Origin of the sequence: Succinivibrio faecicola (assembly GCF_019448115.1) — a bacterium.
GTDB lineage: Bacteria > Pseudomonadota > Gammaproteobacteria > Enterobacterales > Succinivibrionaceae > Succinivibrio > Succinivibrio faecicola.
Genome location: NZ_JAGFNY010000032.1, coordinates 1 through 24,626, shown reverse-complemented (window position 1 = coordinate 24,626; position 24,626 = coordinate 1). Strand labels below are relative to the sequence as shown.

General features: G+C 35.1%; 21 protein-coding genes. 7 read left to right on the top strand and 14 right to left on the bottom strand.

From position 1 onward, the window contains the following. Nucleotides 1–433 precede the first annotated feature (433 nt). Nucleotides 434–1,285, bottom strand: a complete 852-nt coding sequence (locus J5V48_RS08110; protein ID WP_219938078.1) for a hypothetical protein — start codon at nt 1,283–1,285, stop codon at nt 434–436. A 213-nt stretch (nt 1,286–1,498) separates the two neighbouring features. Here J5V48_RS08110 and J5V48_RS08105 point away from each other — a divergent pair, with 213 nt between their 5' ends. After that, entirely contained in the window at nt 1,499–2,857 is a 1,359-nt protein-coding gene (locus tag J5V48_RS08105; RefSeq protein ID WP_219938077.1) for a metallopeptidase TldD-related protein, read from the top strand. Nucleotides 2,858–2,913: 56 nt separating this feature from the next. Here J5V48_RS08105 and J5V48_RS08100 read toward each other — a convergent pair whose 3' ends face one another. Together J5V48_RS08100 and plsB are read right to left on the bottom strand one after the other, a co-directional pair. After that, nucleotides 2,914–3,354, bottom strand: coding sequence for a flagellar basal body-associated FliL family protein (locus J5V48_RS08100; RefSeq protein WP_219938076.1), 441 nt, complete (start codon nt 3,352–3,354; stop codon nt 2,914–2,916). Between the two features lie 11 nt (nt 3,355–3,365). Beyond that, on the bottom strand, nt 3,366–5,831 hold the full coding sequence (plsB, locus tag J5V48_RS08095) for a glycerol-3-phosphate 1-O-acyltransferase PlsB (RefSeq protein ID WP_219938075.1): 2,466 nt from the start codon (nt 5,829–5,831) through the stop codon (nt 3,366–3,368). A gap of 328 nt (nt 5,832–6,159) precedes the next feature. Here plsB and J5V48_RS08090 point away from each other — a divergent pair, with 328 nt between their 5' ends. From J5V48_RS08090 to J5V48_RS08080, 3 genes are all read left to right on the top strand, one after another. Further along, complete coding sequence (locus J5V48_RS08090) at nt 6,160–7,095, top strand: cation diffusion facilitator family transporter (protein ID WP_219938074.1); 936 nt, start codon at nt 6,160–6,162, stop codon at nt 7,093–7,095. A 77-nt stretch (nt 7,096–7,172) separates the two neighbouring features. Next, complete coding sequence (gene cysE, locus J5V48_RS08085; RefSeq protein ID WP_219938073.1) at nt 7,173–8,033, top strand: serine O-acetyltransferase; 861 nt, start codon at nt 7,173–7,175, stop codon at nt 8,031–8,033. Nucleotides 8,034–8,082: 49 nt separating this feature from the next. Next, nucleotides 8,083–9,972, top strand: coding sequence for a PTS fructose transporter subunit IIABC (locus tag J5V48_RS08080; protein ID WP_219938072.1), 1,890 nt, complete (start codon nt 8,083–8,085; stop codon nt 9,970–9,972). Between the two features lie 12 nt (nt 9,973–9,984). Here the strand turns inward: J5V48_RS08080 and J5V48_RS08075 are convergent, their stop codons facing one another. From J5V48_RS08075 to J5V48_RS08030, 10 genes are all read right to left on the bottom strand, one after another. Then, nucleotides 9,985–10,248 (bottom strand): hypothetical protein, encoded by a 264-nt coding sequence (locus tag J5V48_RS08075; protein ID WP_219938071.1) that lies wholly within the window; start codon nt 10,246–10,248, stop codon nt 9,985–9,987. Next, on the bottom strand, nt 10,248–11,567 hold the full coding sequence (gene hslU / locus J5V48_RS08070; RefSeq protein WP_219938070.1) for an ATP-dependent protease ATPase subunit HslU: 1,320 nt from the start codon (nt 11,565–11,567) through the stop codon (nt 10,248–10,250). The genes J5V48_RS08075 and hslU overlap by 1 nt, the downstream gene beginning before the upstream one ends. A gap of 1 nt (nt 11,568) precedes the next feature. Continuing rightward, nucleotides 11,569–12,096, bottom strand: a complete 528-nt coding sequence (gene hslV / locus J5V48_RS08065; RefSeq protein ID WP_219938069.1) for an ATP-dependent protease subunit HslV — start codon at nt 12,094–12,096, stop codon at nt 11,569–11,571. A 2-nt stretch (nt 12,097–12,098) separates the two neighbouring features. After that, entirely contained in the window at nt 12,099–12,761 is a 663-nt protein-coding gene (locus J5V48_RS08060; protein WP_219938068.1) for an SPOR domain-containing protein, read from the bottom strand. 22 nt (nt 12,762–12,783) lie between these two features. Continuing rightward, complete coding sequence (gene argS / locus J5V48_RS08055; protein WP_219938067.1) at nt 12,784–14,523, bottom strand: arginine--tRNA ligase; 1,740 nt, start codon at nt 14,521–14,523, stop codon at nt 12,784–12,786. A gap of 18 nt (nt 14,524–14,541) precedes the next feature. Further along, nucleotides 14,542–16,758 carry a replication restart helicase PriA gene (priA, locus tag J5V48_RS08050; protein ID WP_219938066.1) on the bottom strand — a complete coding sequence of 739 codons (2,217 nt, stop codon included), beginning with the start codon at nt 16,756–16,758 and terminating at the stop codon, nt 14,542–14,544. Nucleotides 16,759–16,856: 98 nt separating this feature from the next. Further along, nucleotides 16,857–17,909 carry a nucleoside recognition domain-containing protein gene (locus tag J5V48_RS08045; protein ID WP_219938065.1) on the bottom strand — a complete coding sequence of 351 codons (1,053 nt, stop codon included), beginning with the start codon at nt 17,907–17,909 and terminating at the stop codon, nt 16,857–16,859. Nucleotides 17,910–17,961: 52 nt separating this feature from the next. After that, a complete protein-coding gene (locus tag J5V48_RS08040) occupies nt 17,962–19,029 on the bottom strand; it encodes an AMP-binding protein (RefSeq protein ID WP_219938064.1) in 1,068 nt (355 codons plus the stop codon). Further along, on the bottom strand, nt 19,030–19,848 hold the full coding sequence (gene menB, locus J5V48_RS08035) for a 1,4-dihydroxy-2-naphthoyl-CoA synthase (RefSeq protein ID WP_219938063.1): 819 nt from the start codon (nt 19,846–19,848) through the stop codon (nt 19,030–19,032). A gap of 9 nt (nt 19,849–19,857) precedes the next feature. Next, nucleotides 19,858–20,253, bottom strand: coding sequence for a PaaI family thioesterase (locus tag J5V48_RS08030; RefSeq protein WP_219938062.1), 396 nt, complete (start codon nt 20,251–20,253; stop codon nt 19,858–19,860). A gap of 268 nt (nt 20,254–20,521) precedes the next feature. Between J5V48_RS08030 and rpmE the strand changes: the two genes are divergently transcribed. Then, on the top strand, nt 20,522–20,746 hold the full coding sequence (gene rpmE, locus J5V48_RS08025; protein WP_219938061.1) for a 50S ribosomal protein L31: 225 nt from the start codon (nt 20,522–20,524) through the stop codon (nt 20,744–20,746). Between the two features lie 343 nt (nt 20,747–21,089). Then, nucleotides 21,090–22,346: a malic enzyme-like NAD(P)-binding protein gene (locus J5V48_RS08020; RefSeq protein ID WP_219938060.1), complete on the top strand. Its 1,257-nt coding sequence runs from the start codon at nt 21,090–21,092 to the stop codon at nt 22,344–22,346. 129 nt (nt 22,347–22,475) lie between these two features. On the opposite strand, the gene trmA is transcribed toward J5V48_RS08020, so the two are convergent. After that, entirely contained in the window at nt 22,476–23,618 is a 1,143-nt protein-coding gene (gene trmA, locus J5V48_RS08015; protein WP_219938059.1) for a tRNA (uridine(54)-C5)-methyltransferase TrmA, read from the bottom strand. Nucleotides 23,619–23,676: 58 nt separating this feature from the next. On the opposite strand from trmA, the gene murI reads away from it, so the two are divergent. Continuing rightward, nucleotides 23,677–24,471 (top strand): glutamate racemase, encoded by a 795-nt coding sequence (gene murI, locus J5V48_RS08010; protein ID WP_219938058.1) that lies wholly within the window; start codon nt 23,677–23,679, stop codon nt 24,469–24,471. Nucleotides 24,472–24,626 lie beyond the last annotated feature (155 nt).

Below are 24,626 nucleotides of genomic sequence, written 5' to 3'. Positions count from 1 at the left end.
ATATCTATGCTTAAACTACATAAACTCAATACAGCCTTCAGCAAGCTTTTTAGAAGTCTGCAGTCACTTAAGCTGTCGTCTATATATCAAATTTTTAAAGAACTTTTCGATGAGATTAGTATGCATTGCCAAAGGACAACGCCTTCTAATCGAGATCGAGTTTTATTAAAAGATCTACCATTGTTAGTATGGCAGATCGTTAACCAACCTAACCCTTTTGACAATAATGTCTTAAGGTCTTAGGTAAGAAAAAAAATAGGTTATATTTGAGACTTATCACATAAGGTGTGTGATATTTGATTATTATCTGATTATTAGCCAAATTTTGAAATTTAGAGTGATAAAAAAAACTTGAAACTTGGATTAATAAATTTACGTTTAATTTTGTAAAAACACTGTAAAAAAGCAATAAAAACGATTGCGATTTACGGTTTTACTCAAAATATGTTTTTTCTCCTTTACTGTTCCAGTAAGAAATTTTCTTTTCTCTTATATACATCTGATAAGCATTAAAAAGGTTCTGCCACAGAATATAGGTTCCAGGAATAATTGCATCAGTTGGGCTTAAATAGCATAAGGCAACCCATATTCCAAAAAGCATGTTTTTCTGACCGAATCCCTGTCCAGCACTGATTCTCTGGCCTTGTATGTTTCCTACAAATTTTCCAATACCATATAGGACAACAGTACAAATAAGTCCAGCAAAAGCCATTGCAGAAAGCTCGAATGCAGAGCATCCTGATTTAGAAATATTTGAAAATGTCTTACATGAAAGAAAGCAGATTATGGTTGCCCATAGATAAAAGCCAAGATCTTTTGTATTTGCAGCAATAAAATCATGAACTCTTTTCATAAACAGTTTTAAGAAAAGAGCCAAGAACAGAGGTAGCACAATTACAGGGAACACTCTTTTTAAAATTGTAAAGAATTGTTCAAAAAGATCACCTTGAATATTTGGATTAACAAATGAGAAAACAATTGGAATTGCAATTGATGCAACTATATTTCCAAGTATGATGTATGTAGTAATAGCGCCTGTATTGCCACCTAGTTTTACTGTTATTACAGAGGCAGCGGCTGCAGTTGGAGTTATTACACATACCATACAACCAATAAGAAGTGTTTTTATAAGTTTATTTTCAGAGCCTGTTCCAAGATAAGCTAATGTGAAAGATATTATGACCTGCAATATAAGTAATATAGCCTGCCAATAATGAGGCTTCATTTCTTTGTAGTTTATTTTGCAAAATGCCAAAAACAGTATTAAAAATACAATCCAAGGCATAACAGTACTTATAGTGTATGCTATGGGCTTCAATGGATTAAGCATTGGCATGTAATGAAACATCAGAAAAATGACAAATCCCAAGGAAATGGCAATTAGAAGCGTGAAAGGCTTAAGTTTTACAAGTAAGTTTTTCATGGATGTAATATAATTAGCAAGTTTAGTTTTCTGTTGTGATTGTATCACTTCACTACCAATTCTTTAGGAATAATGATGAGTCCTTTTATTAAATCTTTGAAAGAAAAAGAATCTAGGTTAGAGCAGATAGCATCTGATGTTGTTAAATATGCCCTTAAACAAGGGGCCAGTGACTGCGAGGTTTCACTTGGTGGCGCAAAGGGACTTAGTGTATCTAGCAGAGATCAGGAAATAGAAAATATTGAATATAACAATGACAACGGAATGGAAATTGTTGTATATCTTGGAAAGAAAAGAGGCGGATGTTCCACTACAGATTTAAGCAAAAGTGCTCTTGAAGATTGCGTTAACAATGCAATCAACTTAGCAAAATATACTGATGAAGATGACTGTGCAGGTCTTTGCGATAAAGACATGATCTGTACTGATTTTAAAGAATTAGAGCGCGTATACGAAAATAACATTGATGCTGATTCTGCCGCTGAATATGCAATTGAGCTTGAAAAAATAGCTTTGGAACATCAGAAAAACGGAATTAAAAAATCTGATGGCTCCGCATTAGAATGCTCTTTATATACATCAGTATTAGCAAATTCTAATGGCTTTTGTCATGCATCATCTGCAAGTTCAATTTATGCATCAATTGTTCTCCTTGGGCAGGGGGACGATAAGATGCAAAGGGCAAGTGGATATTCAATAGCAAGAAATTTTGAAAAATTGTCATCAAAAGAAGAAATTGTAAACGAAGCAATTGAGAAAACTCTGTTAAAGCTAAATTCAAAGAAGGTTAAAACCGGTAAATATAATCTGATTTTTAAAGGTGCAGCTGCAGCTTCTATATGGTCATGTCTTGCGAGCGCGATTTCAGGTGCTGCTGTTTACAGAAGAACTTCTTTTTTATGTGATTCTTTAAACCAGCAGATTTTTCCTGAATTTATAACAATCAATGAAAATCCTTTTGTTACCGGCGAGTTTGGCTCAAGAAATTATGATGGTGAGGGATCAAAGGTTTTTGTATCAGATATAGTTAAAGCTGGTAAGCTGGAGCAGTACTTACTAGGTTCATATTCATCAAGAAAGTTAAAAATGAAATCAAACGGTCATGCTTCAGGAATTCACAACTGGTATGTTAACTTTGACAAAGAACGTACCATGGAATTTGACGATATTCTTGCATGTTCAGGAGAAGGTATCGTTATTACTGATTTAATGGGACAGGGCATTGATATAGCCAGTGGTAATTATTCTAGAGGAGCCGAGGGATACTATTATAAGGATGGAAAATTTGTTCATTCTGTTGATGGTATTACTATTGCTGGTAACCTTAAAGATATGTTTATGAATATTGAATTTATTGGTAAGGATATCGATTTAAGACAAAAAATAAAAACAGGTTCAATTTTAATTAAGAATATGACTGTATCTGGTATATAAAAACAAGCTACAAATGACAAAACTTCCATTTGTAGCTATTTTGTATTATTTGCTTGTTACTGGTACAGATAACTTAAAAACAGCACATCAGAAACAATATTTTTTCCAAATTTGTCCTTAAGTGTTGATAATATTTTCTCTCTGCATTCAACTCTGATTCTTTCTCTTGCCTCATTTGTTGCAACCTGAGAGAATTCTTTGTTTCCAAGGATAGTAAGAATAATATCCTTCAACAGTGGTTCTATATCGGCAATAATAGCAGCATCTCGACTATCTTCAAGCATCAGACCTACTTTAATCTGAATATAGTGTAATCGGTCTCTAGGATTAAGGTTTGCAAGGTTTGTTGTAATTTCCTTTATTGTATAGTAACCGATTTCTGGCTCAGCTGGTACTTCCTCTTTTGGTTCTTCTTTTGGTCCATGTCCAGCATAAGCATATGGAGCAGCAAATAGAGTAAAGACAGAAAATGCGACAACTAAAAAATTTTTAATCATATTATATATCCTTAACTGTTTATTTTTCCTTCTAGATGCTGACCATCGTACCTTCTGACAAGATTTCTTCCGTTTAGTATTCTTACATCTCTTGCGCCAAGTAAAGGTGATGCTGCATTGTTAAGTTTCTGAACCTTTTCTGTATTAACAGTAATTGTTCCATTTTCGCTTACACTGAAATATTTGTGTCTGATAAATGTATCACACATTATCTTGAATAAAACAGGATCTGCAAATTCTGGTGAATTATTTGTTACTTCTATCGGTAATCTCTTTGAATAAGTTAAGCATTTTTGAACAAAAGTTTGAACATTTGTTGTTCCGTCTTTTGTATTTCTCAGAGCAGTTGCAGCTACGAGGTAACGAACTAGGTTATGGTAAATGCATCTAGAGAGAATCAAAAACTCCTGAAATCCATCTCCTGAAACATAAAGCATATCCGCATCTCTTGTGATATATCCCTCGATTAGGAATGTATCAAGATATTTATCAATCAGAGTATCTAATTCCTCTTCAAATACAGGAACAAAGAGTTCATGTCTTAGGAAGTAGAATAATGAACGGGTGTGAGCTCTTACATCTTCACGTTTTATATGTCCGTTTCTGATGATGATGTTTGCAAGCAGTGCAGGCAGAGCAAATAGATGAACAATATTATTCTCAAAATATTTTAGCTGCAGAGTTTGACCATAGCTAGGTCGTACAAACTTCATATCATCACCAACGTTGTAGACATGGAATTTGTTCAGATCTGTAGCCTGTTTTATCAGTGTTAGTGTTGTTGCCTGTGGAATAGAATCTCTTCGTTTTGGATCAACATGAAGCAGTTTAATAAACAGATCAATACATTTTTGAAGCTGATTTGTACTCATAGCATTGTCGGCAACGTTCATTATTGCCAGAGCACAGAGATTTATACCGTTTATTGTTGCAGAATTATTAAGATTTATGATGATTCTATGAGCCATCATGTTAACTGTATCATTCAGCCACTCAGGTCTCTTTGTTCCATTTGGATCAATATCTTTTTTCCAGTTAGGAACATGTTTATCTAGGAATTTTGGTACAACTATTGGATCACCGAAAGTTACATATCCGCGTCCATAATTTCTAAATCGTTTAAAAATGCCAAGTAACTGTGATGCACTTTCCTTCTTCTTTTCTGCACCTTTAAGTTCAGCCATATAGTTGCCGACTTCAGAAACATGCTCATAGCCAAGATAAGTAGGAACGAAAGCAATAGGTCGTTTTCCTCCACGAAGCTGAGACTGAACTGTCATTGCCACCATACCGGTTCTTGGAGGAAGTGTTCTTCCTGTTCTTGAGCGACCACCTTCAATGAAGAATTCTGTTGCATAGCCATTTTCAAACAGTAAATTTAAATACTCTCTGAATATAGTGATATAGAATTCATCTCCTTTCATTTTTCTTCTGATGAAATATGAACCACATCTTCTGATGAGTGGTCCTACAGGGAAGAAGTTTAAGTTATCTCCAGATGCTATCTGTGGTAGCGGTAAACCTTCATGGAACAATACGAATGTTAACAGAATGTAGTCCATGTGGGATCTATGACATGGGATATAGATAATTTCATGTCCTGTTTCAACAAGTTTTCTTACTTTCTCAACGCCAATGATCGTCTGACCTTGATAAATTCTGTTCCAGATATTTGAGATAATTCCATTTAAGAATTTCAAAAGAGGATATCTGGTATCAGCAACCATTACTTCCAATATATTTCTTGCTCTTAAGGTATTTTCCTCAACAGATTTTGAATTCTCCTTACATGCTTGCTCGATTGCATCTAATACAGCTGGTTTAGATAATATTTCGTTGATGATTGCTTTTCTGTTAGGTAAAGGTTTTCCGACTACAGTTCTAGCCTTATTTATGAAAATAAGTCTGAATGTTCTGTTTAGATCATGAGAAAACAGAGAATTATCAAAACGTTCTTTTGATTCGCTGATATTAAACTTTCCACAGAAAATAGTGCAGTTATCACGACCAGCAAAGGTCAGATTAAAGAATTTTCTGAGTGAAGGGGTAGCAGAGTTAATGCCAGAAAGTGCAAGCTTTTCATAGCCAGGGTTTCTTGACCATAAAACTGTGATTGGAAGAACCTGAATATCTTTTCCTGTAATTTCATAGAATTTGTACCACTGTCTGAATGTTTCCTCTAAATCGTAATACTTTGTTTTTTTGCCGGAGATGAAACCAGGAGATCTCAGATAGCAGATTCTTGGAATAGAAATTCCATACAGATTAATTTTTTCAAAAGGTGAAGGCAAGCCTAGTTTCTGTGCTGCTCTTTCAATTGCCATGATATTACCAACAGAAGATGAAACAGTAACATAGACAATAATTTTGGTTTTATCAATATTGATCTGCTTTAGTGGCTCAAAAGGAATAGTCTCGCTATTAGTTGTAATTCTGAACGGAAAGTACAGGAAAAATCTTAAAATTTTATTTATCACACTAATCATCTTTCATAAAAGCGGTTATTACGCCGCATCTCCTGTTTGAAAAACAAGCGAACTAATATTTTTATTTTTTTATATACTATTATGAGTTTAGTCAAAAGTACGTGTAGATGTATATAAAAATAGTAATTTTTTTCAATAAATGCATTAAGTTATGTCATTGATCAAAGTTTTGCTTGATATTTGGTGAGATTCTTCAAAAAGTAATAACTAATGAGATCTTCATTTATTATATGTCTTGAACTAATTCAGCTAAACTTCATACTGATATATAATTGTTCCAACAAGATGTATTCTTCTATGAACAGGTCAGAGGCAAAAAATGAACAGTTCAGTGGAACTGCAAAGATATAAAAAGCTTGTAATGATTGCAGGCGGAGCATCCGTAGCTACCGCAATTTTATTTATTATCATAAAGTTTGTTGTTTGGGTAATAAGCTCTTCTACTGTTATTTTTGCTTCGTTAACAGATTCTATATTTGATCTTTTAGCATCTCTTGTAAATCTACTTGCCTTGAAATTTTCTTTATCTCCTCCTGATAAGGAACATCGCTATGGTCATCATAAATCACAGGCTTTAGCATCTCTTGCTCAGGCTGCATTTATCGGTGGTTCATCTGTTCTTCTAGTTATTCATGGAATAGAAAGATGCTTACATCCTCAAGGTGTTTTATATCTTGATTTGGCTATTATTGTATCTGTCATAAGTATTGTAATTACTGTTTTGCTTGTATTACTTCAGACTTATGTTTATAGACTTACTAGAAGTGAAGCAATTAGTGCTGACAGATTGCATTACCTTTCTGATGTCACTTTGAATATAGGTGTTCTTTTAGCTTTGGCCTTGAGTTATTACGGATATTTGTGGGCTGACGGTTTATTTGCATCTCTTATTGGTCTTTTCATTATGAAAGGAGCGTATGTAATAGGATTTAGAGCTGTTCAGACATTACTTGATAAATCTCTTGGCAGAGATTCAATAAAGAAAATCATTAATGCTATCCATTCTATTGGAGATGTTAAATCGGTTCACGATTTAAAAACTCATAGAGCAGGTCCTATGGTTTATATTCAAGGTCACCTGGTTCTTGATGGAAATATGGATCTGTTTAAGGCTCACGATATTGTTGATGAGATAGAAAAAAAGATAAGAATAGATTTTCCTGATGCAGAAATTATCTTGCATATGGAGCCAGATACACAGTCCACATATGAGGATGTTGTTTTTTTTGATTCTGCAGAAGATAAAACAGAATAGTGATTATTTTTCTGAACGATCAAAAAAGGTATAATTGAAATATTAAACAGTAATACTAATTTGTAGCGGAAACACAAATGTCTGAGTTATTGGATCCGAATGACGTAAATGTCTTTTGGAACGATCTTGTTGAAGAATCACAAAAAATAGCAAAAAATGAGCTTGTATTAGAAGATTTGTTAAACAGACATGTCCTTTCCTGTAAATCTCTTTCTGTTTGCCTTGCAAGAATAATTAGTTCAAAGCTTGCATCAAGAGAAGTAGATCGTCAGCAGTTGTTCTCTGTATGTATGCAAGCATATACAGAAGATCCGAATTTATTGAAATCTGCAGTTGCAGATGTTCTTGCTGTTGCAAATCGAGATCCTGCTTCAAAATCAATAGTTAGAATATTACTTTTCCTTAAAGGACCACATGTCATTGAATCTTTTAGAGTTGCCAACTGGCTTTGGAAACGGGGCAGAATAGACCTTGCATCCTACATACAAAGTAGAATATCAGAAGTTTTTTCTGTAGATATTCATCCTGCAGCTACACTTGGAAATGGTCTCATGTTTGATCATGCTACAAACATCGTTATCGGTGAAACTGCAGTAGTTGCTGATACTGTTTCTATATTGCACGATGTTACTTTAGGTGGCACAGGAAAGGAACAGGGCGATCGCCATCCTAAAGTTGGAAAGGGCGTTATGATAGGTGCTGGAGCAAAGGTTCTTGGAAATATCAGAATTGGTGAAGGTGCGATTGTCGGTGCAGGTTCTGTTGTTCTTGCTGATGTTCCTGCTCATTGTACTGTGGTTGGTGTTCCTGCAAGAGTAGTAGGACATCCTTCTATGGATATGCCTTCATTGGATATGGATCAGACTTTAGCTATGACAGAAAATGACATGAAAAAAGCTAATGAATTGTGTCCTGTAATAGATATTAGACAAATATAACCTTTGCATAAGTAAGCCATGTGATAGTAATATCACCGAGGATATAAAGATGCACATTTGCGATTTATTAGACCCAAGAGCTATAAGTCTTGGATGTAGTATTAAAACAAAAGAACAGGCTATAAATATGCTTGTTGATCTTGTTTCAAATACTGATTGCCTTTCAGATAAAGAGCGATTCAGAACTGCTGTATTTGAAAGAGAGCAGAAAGTTTCTACAGGCCTTGGCGCAGGTGTAGCAATTCCTCATGCAAAGAGTGCTGGAGTAAAGAGACCTGCGCTTGCAGCAATGGTTGTTCCAGAGGGCGTTGATTTTGAAAGCTTAGATGGTCAGCCAAGTAAGCTGTTTTTCTTAATTGCTTCCCCTCATCAAGCATCAGATGCACATTTGGATGTATTGGCAAGACTATCAACATTGCTTGTTTCAGAAGAATTTAGAGATACTCTAATAAACTGCCAGAGTGTAGATAGTTTCCTAAAAATCATCAATACAGCTGAAAAAAACGAAATAGAGAAAGATAAAAAACAAGAAATCATAGAAGAAGAGCAAAAAGAAAATTCTGACAGTGCAGATCATTCATATACCCTTGTTGCCGTAACAGCATGTCCTGCAGGTTTATCCCATACATATATGGCAGCGGAAGCTTTAGAAAACAAGGCAAAAGAAATGGGGATCACCATCAAAGTTGAAACAGATGGTGCAGCTGGTAACAGAAACAGACTTCTTCCTGAAGATATAGCTAAATCAAAAGGTGTAATTGTTGCTGCCGATAGAATCGTTGATATGGACCGATTCATTGGAAAGCCTTTAGTTCGTGTAGGCGTTGTTGATGGTGTTCGTCGTCCTCAGGAGCTAATCGAACAGGCTTTAGATCCAAAATGTCCTCGATATCAAACGGGTGTAATAAACAGCTCATCATCATTTTTTATGAGATTGTATCGTCATCTTATGAGCGGTATGACTTATATTATGCCTATTGTTGCATGTGCTGGTATATTATCAGCTCTAGCTAGATTTGAGCTTATTCAGGGAACACAAATAGGTTTTTTCCTAGATAGAATAGGATACAGCGTTGGTACATTGCTTTTCCCAATTCTTTCTGCATTTATTGCATTTTCTATTCGAGGTAGAACTGCTTTAGTTGCTGGTTTTGCCGGCGGTGTAATGGCAGATTTAGGATCGTCAGGGGTAATTGGTGCTGTTATAAACGGATTTATTGCAGGTGGAGTGTCGTTGCTTGTTACAAATTTTGCATCGAAGTTCTTGCGAGGTCATGATGCTATTGTTGGTTTGCTTTTATATCCTGTCACGGGATCTCTGTTTACATCAGCAATTGCTCTGTTCTTTACAAATATACCGGCTGAATTACTAAATACATATATTCAGAATTTTATCCAGGAGTCTCCAACATCAATTCTCGTTGTTGTAGGTGCTATTCTTGGAGGTATGATGTCAGCAGATATGGGTGGCCCATTCAATAAGGTTGCTTATGCTGTTGGTGTTCTTTTATTAGCTGACTGCATTCCTGAGTTAGGACCTGGAGGCCTTATTATGGCAAGTGTAATGGCCGGAGGCATGGTTCCACCTTTAGCAGCAGGTATTTCTAGTGCTCTTATTCCTCAAGTATATTCAGACAGTGAAAAGAAACATGCTTTGTCTGCCATCGGAAAAGGATGTGTATTTATTACAGAGGGAGTAATTCCATTTTTATCTGTTGATATGCTAAAGATGAAGATTGCATGTATTATTTCATCTGCAACGGCGGGTGCACTGTCAATGTATTTTAGATCTTCAGCATGCGCTCCACATGGTGGAATTTTTGTAATACCATTATTTGAAAATGTAATTGGATATACTATTGCATTAGGCATTGCATCAACTGTAGGTGCATTCTTATTTGCGCTGATTCATTTGTACCATCAGAAGAAAGAAAAATAACATTTATTCATCTTATTCTTCTTCAGAATCAATCTCTTCTAGTTTTGAAAGAACGCTGTTTAAGCGTTCTTTTAATGTCTGCATTATTTCTTTGTGATGCTGGTTTTCTTCTTTTAAAAGAATAAATTCTTTTTGTAATGAGTTAAATTCTCTTTGCTTTTCTAAAAAACTTTTTTGCAACTTATTATAGTCGTAAACAAGTTTTTCAAATGTATCAGAAACCTTTTCAATTTCGTTGAAAAGGCACTGTTCTTTACGATTTAACTCTTTACCCATTAAAGAATGTACCTGCTTACATCTTCATTTTCTACAATATCTGATAGATGTTCATCAACATATGCATCGTCAATTACAACAGTGCTACCAGAATTCTCGCTAGCATTGAATGAAATCTCTTCAAGAATTTTTTCCATTAGAGTATGAAGACGGCGTGCACCAATATTCTCCGTTTTCTCATTTACCTTAAATGCATCTTCAGCAATACGCTTGATTGCACTGTCTTCAAATTTGATATCAACATTTTCTGTTGCAAGAAGCATCTGGTACTGTTTTGTTAGACTGTTATGAGGTTCTTTTAGAATCTTCTCAAAATCATCAGCACTCAGAGGGTTAAGTTCAACTCTGATTGGAAGTCTTCCTTGAAGTTCAGGAATAAGGTCAGATGGTTTTGACATCTGGAAAGCACCTGATGCAATGAAGAGAACATGGTCTGTCTTTATCATGCCGTATTTAGTATTAACAGCAGAACCTTCAATCAGTGGTAGAAGATCTCTTTGAACGCCTTGTCTTGAAACAACGCCTCTGTCTTGCCCTTCCTGACAGATTTTGTCAATTTCATCGATGAATACGATACCGTTGTTTTCGGCAAGTTCAATAGCTTTTGATTTTAAATCATCATTCTGAGTAAGCTTTGATGCCTCTTCTTCAGTCAGGATCTTTAGTGCATCCTTAATTTTCATTTTCTTCAATGACTTTTTATTTGCAGTCATTGAATCAAAAATTGACTGAAGCTGATCGTTAATATCATCCATTCCTGGAGCTCCGCCGATAACATTAACGGTAGGGCTCTTATCAAAAATTTCAATTTCTATTTCTCGATCGTCTAAAGCATGCTCTCTAAGCTTCTTTCTTAACATCTGTCTTGCAGATGAGTTTTCTTTTTCATCATCTGTTGCACTAGGTGTTAAAAGAAGAATATCTAAGATCCTTTCTTCTGCAGCGTCTTCTGCTTTAGATTTATTTAAGTTGAAGGCTTCTTCTTTAACTAGCTTCATTGATACTTCAGCAAGCTCACGGATAATTGATTCTACATCTTTTCCAACATAGCCAACTTCAGTATATTTAGTTGCTTCAACTTTAACAAAAGGAGCATGTGCAAGTTTTGCTAGGCGACGAGCAATTTCTGTTTTACCAACGCCAGTAGGTCCAATCATAAGAATGTTCTTTGGAACAATCTCTCCTCTGATTGATTCATGCACCTGCATTCTTCTCCATCGGTTTCTGAGGGCAATCGCTACGGCCTTTTTTGCTTCTTTTTGACCGATAATATATTTATCTAATTCGTTAACTATTTGTTTTGGTGTTAATTCTGACATTCTAATTCTCTATGGTTTCGATAATATGATTTTCATTAGTAAATACGCAGATATTGCATGCGATGTCCAATGATTTCTTTACTATTTCCTGAGCAGAAAGATCTGTATTATCAAATAAAGCTCTTGCAGCAGCTAGAGCATAATTTCCACCAGAGCCTGTAGCAAGGACATCGTCATCCATTCTTACCACATCACCAGTGCCTGTTATCATAAGCGAGTCGTTCTTATCAGCAACAATCAATATAGCTTCAAGTTTTCTAAGAGCTCTATCAGATCTCCAAAGCTTTGCTAAGGCTATACAGGCTCTCTCAAGAATTCCCTGATGTTCTTCCAGTTTTTTTTCGAAAAGATCAAGTAATGTAAAAGCATCGGCAGTAGAACCTGCAAATCCGCAGATAACTTTGTTATGAAAAATTTTTCTTACTTTTCTTGCGTTGCCTTTTAAAATGGTGCTTTGACCCATTGTGACCTGACCGTCACCGCCAACTGCAACAATACCATTTCTTCTAACTGATACAATTGTTGTCATGTTTATTCCTTACGCTCAAGAGTGCATTCATCAACAAGTTCTTGATTATCTAACTGTTCGAAAATGTTGAGTGCCTCTTCTCGATTACCAAAAGGGCCTAATTTTAACTGATAGTATCCACCCTTATTTACAATAGATGACATCATGCCAAGAGAGAAAGCGATGCTTGCCTTTGTCTGAGATGCTTCTTTTTGTGTTTTGTACTGATTACAGTATAAGAAAACAGTATTAGTTTCTTCATGGGACGATACTTCACTTGGAAGTTGTATATTATCTTCCTTTACGATTTGCTGTTCAGCCTGACTTGCAGCCGAATTATTGCTTTCGTTTGTTTGAGATTGCTCCTCAATGACAATTGGCTGTAATTCATTGCTGTTGATGTTTTCTCTGTTTTGAGACAATAGTTGTGACTGAGCAACAAGATCGTTTTCGTCTGTTGGATCAACAGCAATTGCATTGTTGTCTTCAAAGCTTACCTCTTCTGAATTAACATCAGCAGGGTGCTTAATCATTGTCTTTGAAGAACAGCTTGCAAATAAAATAATCACAGCAATTAAAACTGCTACAACTATAGATATTGCAATTGCAAGATTCTTGTATTTTATTGATGAGTTTTCATCTTTTTTCATCAAAAAGAAAACTACTGAATCAATAAATTTAGCCAATTGCTGTTTAATATCCTTCACTCTACATTTGCTCCATTACGTTAATGCCTAGCAGATTCAGTCCTTGCTTAATTACTTTTGCTGTAAGTTCGCACAGAGCTAAGCGGCTAACCTTAGTGTTTTCATCAACACCGTCTTTAAGAATTGGGCAAGCCTCGTAGAATCTCATGAATAGGTTAGAAAGCTCAAAGATGTAGTTACATAGTAAGTTTGGAAGTGCCTTTGCACCAACAGACTGAACAGCATCGTTGAATGCAAGAAGCTTATTTGCAAGCTCTTCTTCAACCTCATGAGCAATGATAATCTTTCCTGGTTTTAAATCACCTGCTTTCTTGAATATTGAGCAGATACGGCTGTATGCATACTGTAGGTATGGAGCAGTATTTCCTTCAAATGAAAGCATTTGTTCCCAGTCAAAAATATAATCAGTGGTTCTGTTCTTAGAAAGATCTGCATATTTAACTGCGCCCATAGCAATATTATGGATAACAGTTTTCTTTTCTTCTTCAGAAAGGTTAGATTTTCTTTCCTTGAGTAAAGCTGTTACTCTGTTTTCTGCTTCATCTAAAACGTCACGAAGTTTTACGGTTCCACCTGAACGTGTTTTGAAAGGATGTCCATCTTTACCTAACATCATTCCAAAAGGACAGTGCTCAAGAGATACTGCATCTGAAACATAGCCTGCTTTTCTGCAGATTGCCCAAACTGTTTCTAGGTGCTGACTCTGTCTTGAATCAGTAAAGTATAGAATTCTATCCGCCTTTAACTTTTCTGCTCTGTATTTTGCGCATGCAATATCAGTTGTTGTATAAAGGAATCCACCATCATTCTTTCTGATGATATTTCCAAGAGGATTGCCTTCTTTGTTTTTGAACTGTGGAAGATAAACTACGATAGCTCCCTTATCTTCAACAGCAATCTTTCTGTCTATCAGATCATTTACAACAACAGGGAGCATGTCATTGTATAAGCTTTCTCCCATGATGTCTTTGTCTGATAGGGTGACATCAAGACGGTCGTAAAGCATCTGATTCTGATCCATTGTCATCTTTACAAGCTTTTTCCACATGGTACGGCAATATTCATCGCCACCTTGAAGAAGAACTACATAACGTCTTGCCTTAACTGCAAATTCCTCATCAGAGTCGTAGCATTCTTTTGCTTCCCTGTAGAATGCTTCAAAGTCAGATAAATCCATGCCAGAACCCTGTTCATTTTCTTTTTTTTCAAGGTAGGCAATAAGCATACCGAACTGAGTTCCCCAATCGCCAATGTGGTTTGACCTGATTACATTGTTACCTAAGAATTCAAGAACTCTAACAACAGCATCACCTATTACGGTTGATCTGATGTGGTGAACTGCCATTTCTTTTGCTACGTTTGGAGCAGAGTAATCAACAACGATATTCTTGGGAGAAACAACTCTTGAAATTCCTAATCTAGGATCTTCATTCATAGCTTTAAGAGCATCTGAAATAGAATCCTTATTTATAAAAAAGTTGATGAATCCAGGTCCAGCAATTTCAACTTTTGAAATATGAGAATCTTCAGGAAGATTATCTACTAGCAACTGTGCAACAGCTCGAGGATTGTTTTTCAGAGGCTTTGAGAGGATCATTGCTATATTTGTAGCAAAGTCACCATGTGAACGATCTTTTGTTCTATCAATTCTGATGTTTGATAATACTTTTTCATCGATTTGAGTATTATCTGCAAATTTATTGATACTTTGTTTAATTAAATTCTCGATTAGCTGTTTCATGAAAAATTCCAAGTTTTATTAGTACATTGCAATTGGATCAACTTCGATTGCAAATCTTATATCGTTAGGTACGGTCTGTTCTTCTACAGTATTACGAACCTGAGTTAAAAATTTTCTTAATTCATTTCTGTCAGTACAGGTTACTAGAATGTGAAAATGGAACCTATTCTGAATTTTCTCCATTTTATCAGACATGACAGGAGTTATTACTAAATTTGAATAATTATCCTTAAATGTTTTTATTTTGTCAGACAAATTAGACAGAAAATTAAAAGCTTTATTTCTTATAGAACTGTTACAAAGAATAAATGCCTGATATGAATATGGGGGCAAAGATAGCTTTTTTCTAGTCTCAAGCAGTTTATTTGCGATATCTATGTATGAGCATTGAGGATTAATTAGATCGTTAATAAGTTCATTATCGATATGATGGGTCTGAATAATAACCTTACCTTTTTTTGTACCACGACCTGCTCGACCTGCAACCTGAGTTAGTAATTGAGCGGTGTTTTCCATAGCTCTAAAATCATCACAGAAAAGCGACGAATCTATATCTAACATAGCGACCATAGTAACATTTGGAAAATCATGGCCTTTTGCTAGCATTTGAGTTCCAAGCATAATCAGCGATTTTCCATCTCTTACTCTGTTTAACCTTATTTCTAGCTGATTCTTTGTTGTGACTGAGTCTCTATCGATTCTTTCTATGCCAACATCAGGGTATCTATCCTTTAGATAATCATTTACCTGTTCTGTACCAAATCCCTGTTCAAACAGTTGTGTATTTTCACAGACAGGACATTTCTCTGGAGCTGTAAATATTGTGTCGCAAATATGACACTGTAATCTGTGATTGGTTTTATGAACAGTAAGAATGTTGTCACAATTAGGACAGGTAAAAACATGACCGCACAAATGACATACAAGATGATGTGCATATCCTCTTCTGTTTAAAAACAGTAAAACCTGATCACCTTTTGCTGTTTCCTCTCCGATTCTATCTTCTAAGGTTTGGCTTAAGCCTTTATTTAGACCTTCGGTAACAGGTTCCTTTGTGAGATCTATTAGTTCAAAATCAGGGTAACTAGCACCACCAGCACGGTATTTGAGATCAATTCTAGAATATAGACCTTTATAGCAGTTAAATAAAGTTTCAAGACTAGGGGTAGCACTTCCTAGAATAACAGGACAGTTATTGATTTTTGCTCTCATTATAGCAAGCGTTCTTGCGTGGTATCTGAAAGTATCATTCTGCTTAAAAGAAGAATCATGCTCCTCATCGATAACAATTAGCCCAAGATTTTTTATAGGAGTGAATACGGCAGTTCTTGTTCCTATTAGAATTCCTGAGTTTCCTGTTGCCATATCAATATAAGAATCAAGTCTTTCTCTATCTGACAGGGCTGAATGGACGGATGATACTGGAACATTGAATCTTCTGTAAAATCTGTCAAAAGTTTGAGGTGTTAGTGATATTTCTGGTACTAAAACCAGAACAGATTTACCTTTTTTCAGAACATCTTCAATTATTCTTAGGTAGACCTCTGTTTTACCTGATCCTGTTATTCCATTGATCAAAAATACTTTAAAATCCGAATTCTTTTGAACTGTATAAATTGCAGATAACTGTTCTGTGTTAGCCTGAGGAGGTGTCTCTTTGAGAATATTTTCTGTTGAAAATGCCTCATTCTCTTTTTTTTCTATATTTATTATTTCAACTAATTTCTTTTTTATAAGAGCATTTTCTGTTGAACTTAAGAAACCTCTCTCTCTTAATTCCTTTCTTTGAATTGGTCCAGTTTTGAGTAAATCAAGAATTCTCTTCTGATCATCTGATTTTATCTTTTTTAGTATTTCTCCATCTATATTACAGCACAACTGTAAAGCTGGTATTTTTTCATATGAGAAGGCTCCTCCTTCTCTTAATAATTTGGGAAGGGCTACGTTAAAGCACTGACCAAGAGGATATTGATAGTAGTTTGAACCAAATTCCAGCATTTTTATTACATCATCTGTAATAAAACTTTGTTCATCTATTAAAGTTGCTTCTTTTAGTTTTATTGAAGAGTTATTTTTTACACCAACTTTAGTGATAACTCCAATCATCGTACTGTTAGCAAAATTTACTTTTACTCTGCATCCTATGTGAGAATCAGAAATTTCTTTGTTGATAACATAAGCAAACTCTTTGAAAAGAGGCCTATTAAGTGCAACATTTACGATAGTTGATGTCATGAATAAATAAACAAATCAGAATACATTTATGCTGATTTTATCATAGCAACAAAAATAATTATGCGTTTCTTATCTACATTGAATAAAGCAAAAAAAGTCTAATATTTTAGTAATAATGACATTATTATCATAGAAATGACTGCGTTTATTATGCTGATTGAAAACATATATTTATATAATCTGTAAGGAATACTCATAACAGCAAGAATTCTTCCTGTGTATTGAATCTGAGCTCCGATTAGGAAAATAGCAGGCGTTAAAATTGTCAGCTCTGTTGGATTTAATGTTCCAGCAGAGAACAAAGTTGCTGCAACAGCCACTCCTCCAAGACCAGAGAGCCATGATGCAATAAGAACGGCAAAAGCTTCTCCTGGCAGACCAAAAATATTCATTACTGGGGAGAGAACTGTGCCTATAACGGACATTAATCCTGATTTTTGTAAAATAGTGATTAAAACATAAGCCATAATAACGTTTGGTAGCATGTGTTCTATTGCCAAATGCCAACCTCTAACGGCTCCATCTACAAAAGTTTGACCTAGGCTTTTATTACTGCAGTCAGAAATTTTGTTAAGACAGTTATGGTCCAAAGTGTTTGATTGAGAATCTGCACCAAACCTTACAAATTCCATAAATCTAATCAAATTTGCACCAATTATCTTGCAGACAATAATTACAGCTAAAGGTGTTAAAAAAGCTACTGTCAGTCCATGTAAAATCAGTGGTATGGCTGTAAGGTAAACCCCAATGGATGCTCCTGATGAAAACTGAAAAGCTGCAAAAATAGTTCTTTGTCTATCTGTTATGAGTTTGTTTTCATATAAGTCTCTTGCAAGAGCTGCTCCAGAGTCAGAACTTTGTAGAGACCCTGTCAAAGCCATAGTGGCAGATCCTGGAAGTCCCATAAGTGGCTTCAATACAGGTGTTAAGATTTTGCTTGCTGCGTTTATAGCTCCCAATTTTGTTGCAACACTCATTATTCCTAAAGACAGCATTATTCCTGGGATGATTGAAAGCGCAAACATAAATGCATATCTTACTGACGTATCTGCTTTTCCAAGGAAGTTAGCACCAGTGTCTCCGATGGTTCCGAATTTTCCAAGAAGAGTTGTGTAGTCAAAAAAGTTGCAAAATTCAGGAGCAGATTTCATGCAACCTGAAAAAAATATAATGACGGATATAAGTGCGCCATATTCCTTTAGGCTATTTAGAATTTTTTTCATTTTTAAGCTGATTTACTAAACTTTTTATCAGAGATCTAGCAGGTTTGCCTGATTGTGTTTTGGGAAGGTTTTCTGTGTAGAAACTCTCTTTTGGAGCCCAGTATTTTGGAAGAATATTCTTGTATTCTTTTAATTCATCCAAGCTGATTTTTTTGTTTGCAAGAATAACAATTTTTTCTCCCAGAACAGGATCGTCAACAGATGAAATATTAAAATCGAAGTCTAATGCCTGACTGAGCTTTTCTTCTATAGCTTCTATTTGAATTTTTATACCACCTGTGTTAATTGTATTATCTAGTCTTCCTCGAACTATAAAGCTTCCATCTTCATTGAAATCAACAATGTCTTTTGTTTTTAAAGACGAGATTCCAAGATTTTTACAACGGATAATAAGGCAGTTATTTTCATCACAAGTTAGTTCAACTCCACAGAAAGGGTGGTATTCTTTCTCAAATCCGTTAGTCAGCTTTTTTAAAGCAATATGAGACATTGTCTCTGTCATACCATATGTTGAATAAATATTGTTTTTGAAATTTTTGATTTTTTCAAATAAATCTAAATTTACAGGTCCACCACCAATAATAAGTGTATCTATCCTTTTTAGTAAATCTGCCTGCTTTTTATCATCTAAAGATGATGCAACCTGAGCTGGCGTCATTGCTGCAAAATAAGGTGGTTCAGTCAGATCTTTTAGTGGATGTGATGATGGAGTAACTGCAATTACACGAAGGTTACCCACAAGAGCTCTAACCAAGATCATTTTTGCGCCGATAAATTTAAGTGGCATACAAAGAAGGACAGATGCTTTTTCTGGAATCTTTAGATATGACAATGTCATTATGGCACTGTTCATCATGTGCTTTTTATTTAAAAGCAATTTTGAAGGAGTACCTGTTGATCCTGAAGTACAAGCTTCAATACACTCATCTTTGGAGAACCATTCACATTTGAATTGTTCTATATCTTTTATTGTTGAATTATCGGCTCTTTTTGTACTGATATTCAGAGATTGAGCCGATATATCTGTAATAAATGTATTGTGATTCATTTATGGAACAAGTGGTGAATTAGAGAAATTTGGTTTTCTCTTTTCTAGAAAAGCTCTTCCACCTTCCTGTGCTTCATCAGTCATGTAATACAGCATGGTTGCATCTCCTGCAAGTTCCTGTATACCTGCCTGTCCATCAAGTTCTGCATTCAGACCAGCTTTGATCATTCTAAGCGCAAGAGGGCTCATTTCCATCATTCTTTCTGCCCACTGTACTGTTTCATTTTCTAATTCTTCAAATGGAACTACTGTGTTAACAAGCCCCATCTGTAGAGCTTCTTTTGCAGAATACTGTCTGCATAAAAACCAGATCTCTCTTGCTTTTTTCTGACCGACAATTCGTGCCAGATATGAAGATCCAAATCCTGCATCAAAAGAGCCTACTTTTGGTCCTGTCTGTCCAAAAATTGCATTATCAGATGCGATTGACAGGTCACAAACGACATGAAGTACGTGTCCACCTCCTATAGCATAGCCATTTACCATCGCGATAACTGGTTTTGGAATGGATCTTATCTGTTTTTGTACATCAAGTATGTTTAGTCTTGGTATTCCTTTTCCGTCTACGTAGCCACCTCTGCCTTTAACATGCATATCGCCACCTGAGCAGAATGCTTTATCTCCAGCTCCAGTGAGCACCACCACTCTGACGTCATTTGTTTCTCGACAGTAGTACAGAGCATCACTCATTTCTGCTACAGTCTGTGGAGTGAAGGCATTTCGGTATCTTGGTCGGTTGATTGTAATCTTTGCTATGCCATTAAAAATTTCAAAAAGAATATCCTCATATTCTTTTATTTTTTTCCATTCTCTAGTCAATTTGTTCTCCTAGGAATTGTGAGAGATAAGATAATTGGTGATTCTTACAGTACTGAGAATATCCTTATTATCATTGAGTATATCCACCTGCCACAGATGTAACCTTTTACCAAGTTTTATTGGTGTTGCTTCGGCTATTACAGTGCCAGCACACGCTGTATTTATATGGTTTGCTGTTACTGAAATACCAACAGGAAACTCTTCTTGGCTACACAGTGTTGAAGATGCATAACCAGCTAATGTTTCTGCAAGGGCAATTGATGCTCCTCCATGTAGACATCCTTGAATCTGTACAGTTCTATGGTCCACAGGCATTGATGCGTAATATTTACCATTTTGCATAGGTAATATTTTCATACCTAATGCTTCCATAAGAGTGTTTCTAAAGTCGGGACTTTTATTCATAAAAGCATTCCTAAAAAATATATGTTGTATATTACAAAAAATTTATTTGATAGTTAACGTTTTTGTTCTTTATCTTTGCTTTTTCAAGAATAGAATAATTGTTAATAATTAAACAGTTAATTTCATGCTGTATATAAAACAGATAAAAGTCATTAATTCTTCTTGCAATCATTGTATTTTTTCTATATTATTTGCTACCGTTTCTATTTATAGGTGTGTGGTGTTCGGCGCAAGTGCGGCTGAAAGTGCGACACACAATGAGGTCAAAATGAAAGAGAATATCCATCCAGAGTACAAGGAAGTGAACGTACGTTGCTCATGTGGCAATACTTTCACAATTCGTACTACTGCAGGTCACGATTTAAACTTAGACGTATGCTCAAAGTGCCATCCATTCTTCACTGGTAAGCAGAAGATTGTTGATACCGGTGGTCGTGTTGAGGCATTCAAGAAGCGTTTTGGTGGCATTTCAGCTTTCGCTGTTAAGCACTAATTTAGCGTCGTAAGTTAAAAAGGTCAGCATTTGCTGGCCTTTTGCTCTTTTATAGACCAAAAAAACGTAAAATAATCTTATCAGTATCAATCGCATATTTATGCGATTATCTCGTCATATTGAACGCAAAGCCCCTTTAAAAAAATATATTTTTGAAATAACTCTCAAATATTATTTTCTGAAATGTTAGACTAAATAACGTTAGTAATAAAAAATGACGTGATTTGTAATTAATTTTCAGAATTTTTTTTGGTTAAAATTAACCATTTTTTTTATTTGTCGCCTATTCTTATTTTAAGAGTATTAATCAGTTTCTTATTTGAGTAGACATAAGGAGTATACCGTGTCACACGATGCAAAATTATTACATGATAGAGCATTGGCTTATCATGAGAATCCTGTTCCTGGCAAAATTAAAATTGCATTAACAAAGCCAGCAGAAACAGCTGATGATTTAACATTAGCTTACAGTCCAGGTGTTGCAGCTCCTGTTCGTGAAATAGCCGAGAATCCTGACGATGCATATCGATATACAGGTAAAGGTAATAGCGTTGCCATTATTTCTAATGGTACTGCAATTTTAGGTCTAGGAAATTTAGGTCCATTAGCCTCTAAGCCAGTAATGGAAGGTAAAGCTTTATTATTCAACCGTTTTGCTGGTATAGACGCTATTGATATTGAAGTAAAACACAAGACTGTAGAAGATTTTATTACAACAGTTGAGTGTATTGCAGATACATTCGGTGGTATTAATCTTGAAGATATTAAAGCACCAGAGTGTTTCGAAATCGAACGTGAGTTAGTTAAGCGCTGCAATATTCCTGTATTCCATGATGATCAGCATGGTACAGCAATTGTTACAACTGCAGGTATTTTGAATGCAGTTGAATTACAGGGTAAGAAAATTGAAGACTGTAAAGTTGTTTGCGTAGGTGCTGGTGCAGCTGGTATTGCATGTTCAGATTTTCTGATCGAGTGTGGTGCTAAGAAAGAGAATTTCTTTATGGTTGATCGTCATGGCGTAATTCGTTCTGACAGACCACAGTATAACAATGGTGAAAAACCACGTTTTATAAATGATGCAGGTCCAAAGACTCTAGAGGATGCCTTGAAGGATGCCGATGTTCTGTTAGGCGTATCAGGTCCTGGATTAATTAATGATGAAGAAGTCATTCATATGGCTGACAAGGCGGTTATTTTTGCTTGTTCAAATCCAGATCCTGAAGTTGATCCTGATGTTGTTCATAAATTGCGTCCGGACATCATTATGGGTACTGGCAGATCTGATTATCCAAACCAGATTAACAATGTTTTATGTTTCCCATTCTTATTCCGTGGTGCTTTAGACGTTAGAGCAACCTGTATCAATACAGAAATGATGAAAGCAGCAATGAATGCATTACGTGAAGTTGCAAAACTTCCTGTTCCTGCAGAAGTTGTTAAGGCTGCACAGGTTGATCATCTTGAGTATGGTCGAGAGTATCTGATTCCAAAACCAATGGATTCTCGTCTACGCAATACAGTTTCTGGCGCAGTTGCAAGAGCAGCAGTAGCATCAGGCGTAAATCAGATACCTCTTCCAGAGAAATACAAAATCTAAAAGATAATAGTGTTTTTACATAATTATCAGAAATAAAAAATGCTCCTAAATATTCTTTAGGAGCATTTTTCTACATATCTTTCAAATATAAAGAATCATTTATTGCTAATGCATTATTCAGTTAATAAGCTACTTCTTTTCTAGCAAAATACCTGATTCAAGATGATTTGTGTAGGGGAACTGATCAAAGAAAGCAATTCTCTTTATTTCATGTGTCTTAGTTAAATATGTTAGATCACTTACAAGAGTTTCTGGATTACATGAAATATATATAACTCTGTCAAATCTTGCTGTGAAATCAAGGGCTTCTTTATCACATAAACCTGAACGAGGAGGATCGATTAATAGAGTGTTGAAATTGTATTCATGAATATCAATGTCAGCCTCTTTCAATCGGTTGAATTCACGTACATTGTTTAATGCCAGAGCAACTTCAACTGCTGATAAACGTGCAATTTTAGTATTCTTTATGTTGTTTTTTTCAATATTTTTTAGCGCAGTATTTGTTGGTACTCTTGATACTTCTGTAGACATAACTTTTCTAAACAGATCAGCAAGACATACAGTGAATGTTCCACTTCCACAGTAAAGTTCTATAAGATCAACGTTTTTGCAGTCTGTACAGCAATCTCTTGCGAACTGAACCATGTTCTGGCAAGCGTATATGTTTGGTTGTGAAAAGTTTCCTTCAACCTGATATAAATAAAAATCACGATCTTTTGTATGGATTGTTTCTAAAATAGTATCAGTGTCAGCTAATATGAGTTGTTTTTTTGCTCTTCCTATAAACTGAGCTTTTAATCCCTCATTTAAAAACAGCCTTTTAATATCATTGATATTCTTTTTAAATTCAATTTCATTAATTGCTTTATGATAATTTAGTGCAATAATGATCTCACCTGACTGGTTTGATAAAAAATCAATTTGGAAAAGTTTATGTTTTAGCTCGTTATAAGAGAGCAAATGTTTTTTTAGCAATTGCATTGCTTTGTTAATAGCTTTTGAACCTACAGGGAAAGACTGTAACTCTATTCTCTTTTTTGGTTTTGTGTTAGGTTCAAACATGCAGAAATTGAAATCAGATCTGTCTTCATTAAAGAATACACAGAATTCAGTACGCATTCTGTAGTATTCTTTTGGTGATTCAAAAACACTGTAATTATCAATGGTTAGATTATTTTTTTTAAATAATGTAACCACATTAGAGATTTTTTCTTTAAGATATTGATCGTAATTTTGAGGATCGGTTTTTCCAATTAAAGTCTGTAACATAGTAAGCGGTCCTAAATAATTTTTTGAATATAGAGATCTTAAAGTGTTAGAGCCAAAAGTGAAAGTAAAAAGAGTGCTTTTTTTTGATTCAGGTGTTGGCGGACTGTCTGTATTTAAGGCAGTAAAAGAGCTGAACAATGAAATTGAGGCATACTATCTTTTTGATAATGAATGCTTTCCTTATGGAAATAAAACAGAATCTTTTTTAATTGAAAGAGTTGACAGATTAATTGAAGTAGCTTGTTCAAGGTTTGAACTGAGTGCTATTGTTGTTGCTTGCAATACAGCAAGTACGGTTGCACTTCCTGAATTAAGATGCCATATTAAACTTCCAATTGTAGGAGTAGTTCCTGCAATTAAACCTGCGGCAAAAATCTCTAAAAATAAAGTAATAGGAATTTTGGCAACTCCTGGAACACTATCAAGAAAATATACTCAAGATCTTATTGATTCATTTGCAAGTGACTGTAACGTAATAAAGGTCGGAAACGCTAATTTAGCAGTGATTGCTGAAAACAGACTGACTACAGGAAAGGTAGATAAAAAAGCAGTATCAAAAATATTAGAGCCTTTTACAAACGCTCCTGTTGTTCCTGATACAGTTGTATTAGGTTGTACACATTATCCATTTGTAAAGGATGTGATACAGGAAGTAATGCCTGAAACAAGATTGGTTGATTCAGGTGAAGCTATAGGAAGAAGAGTAAAAACAGTAATAAAAGAATCTGCAATGATAGATACTAATAAAAAGCAAGACAGAGCATTTTATACAGGTACTCTTGAAAATTATGATGACAGATTGAAGATGGTTAGAAAATTTGGCTTCAAAAAATTAGAACAATTTGAAATATAAGAATCGCATAAAAATCAGAATTGATATAAAGATCAAAAAAAATATTAAAAAAAATAAAAAAAATGTTTGACAAGAATTAAAAAAAGTCTATAATGCATTTCCGTTGTCACGAACGACAACGAACATTAACCAAGCGTTAATGCAGATCTTTAAAA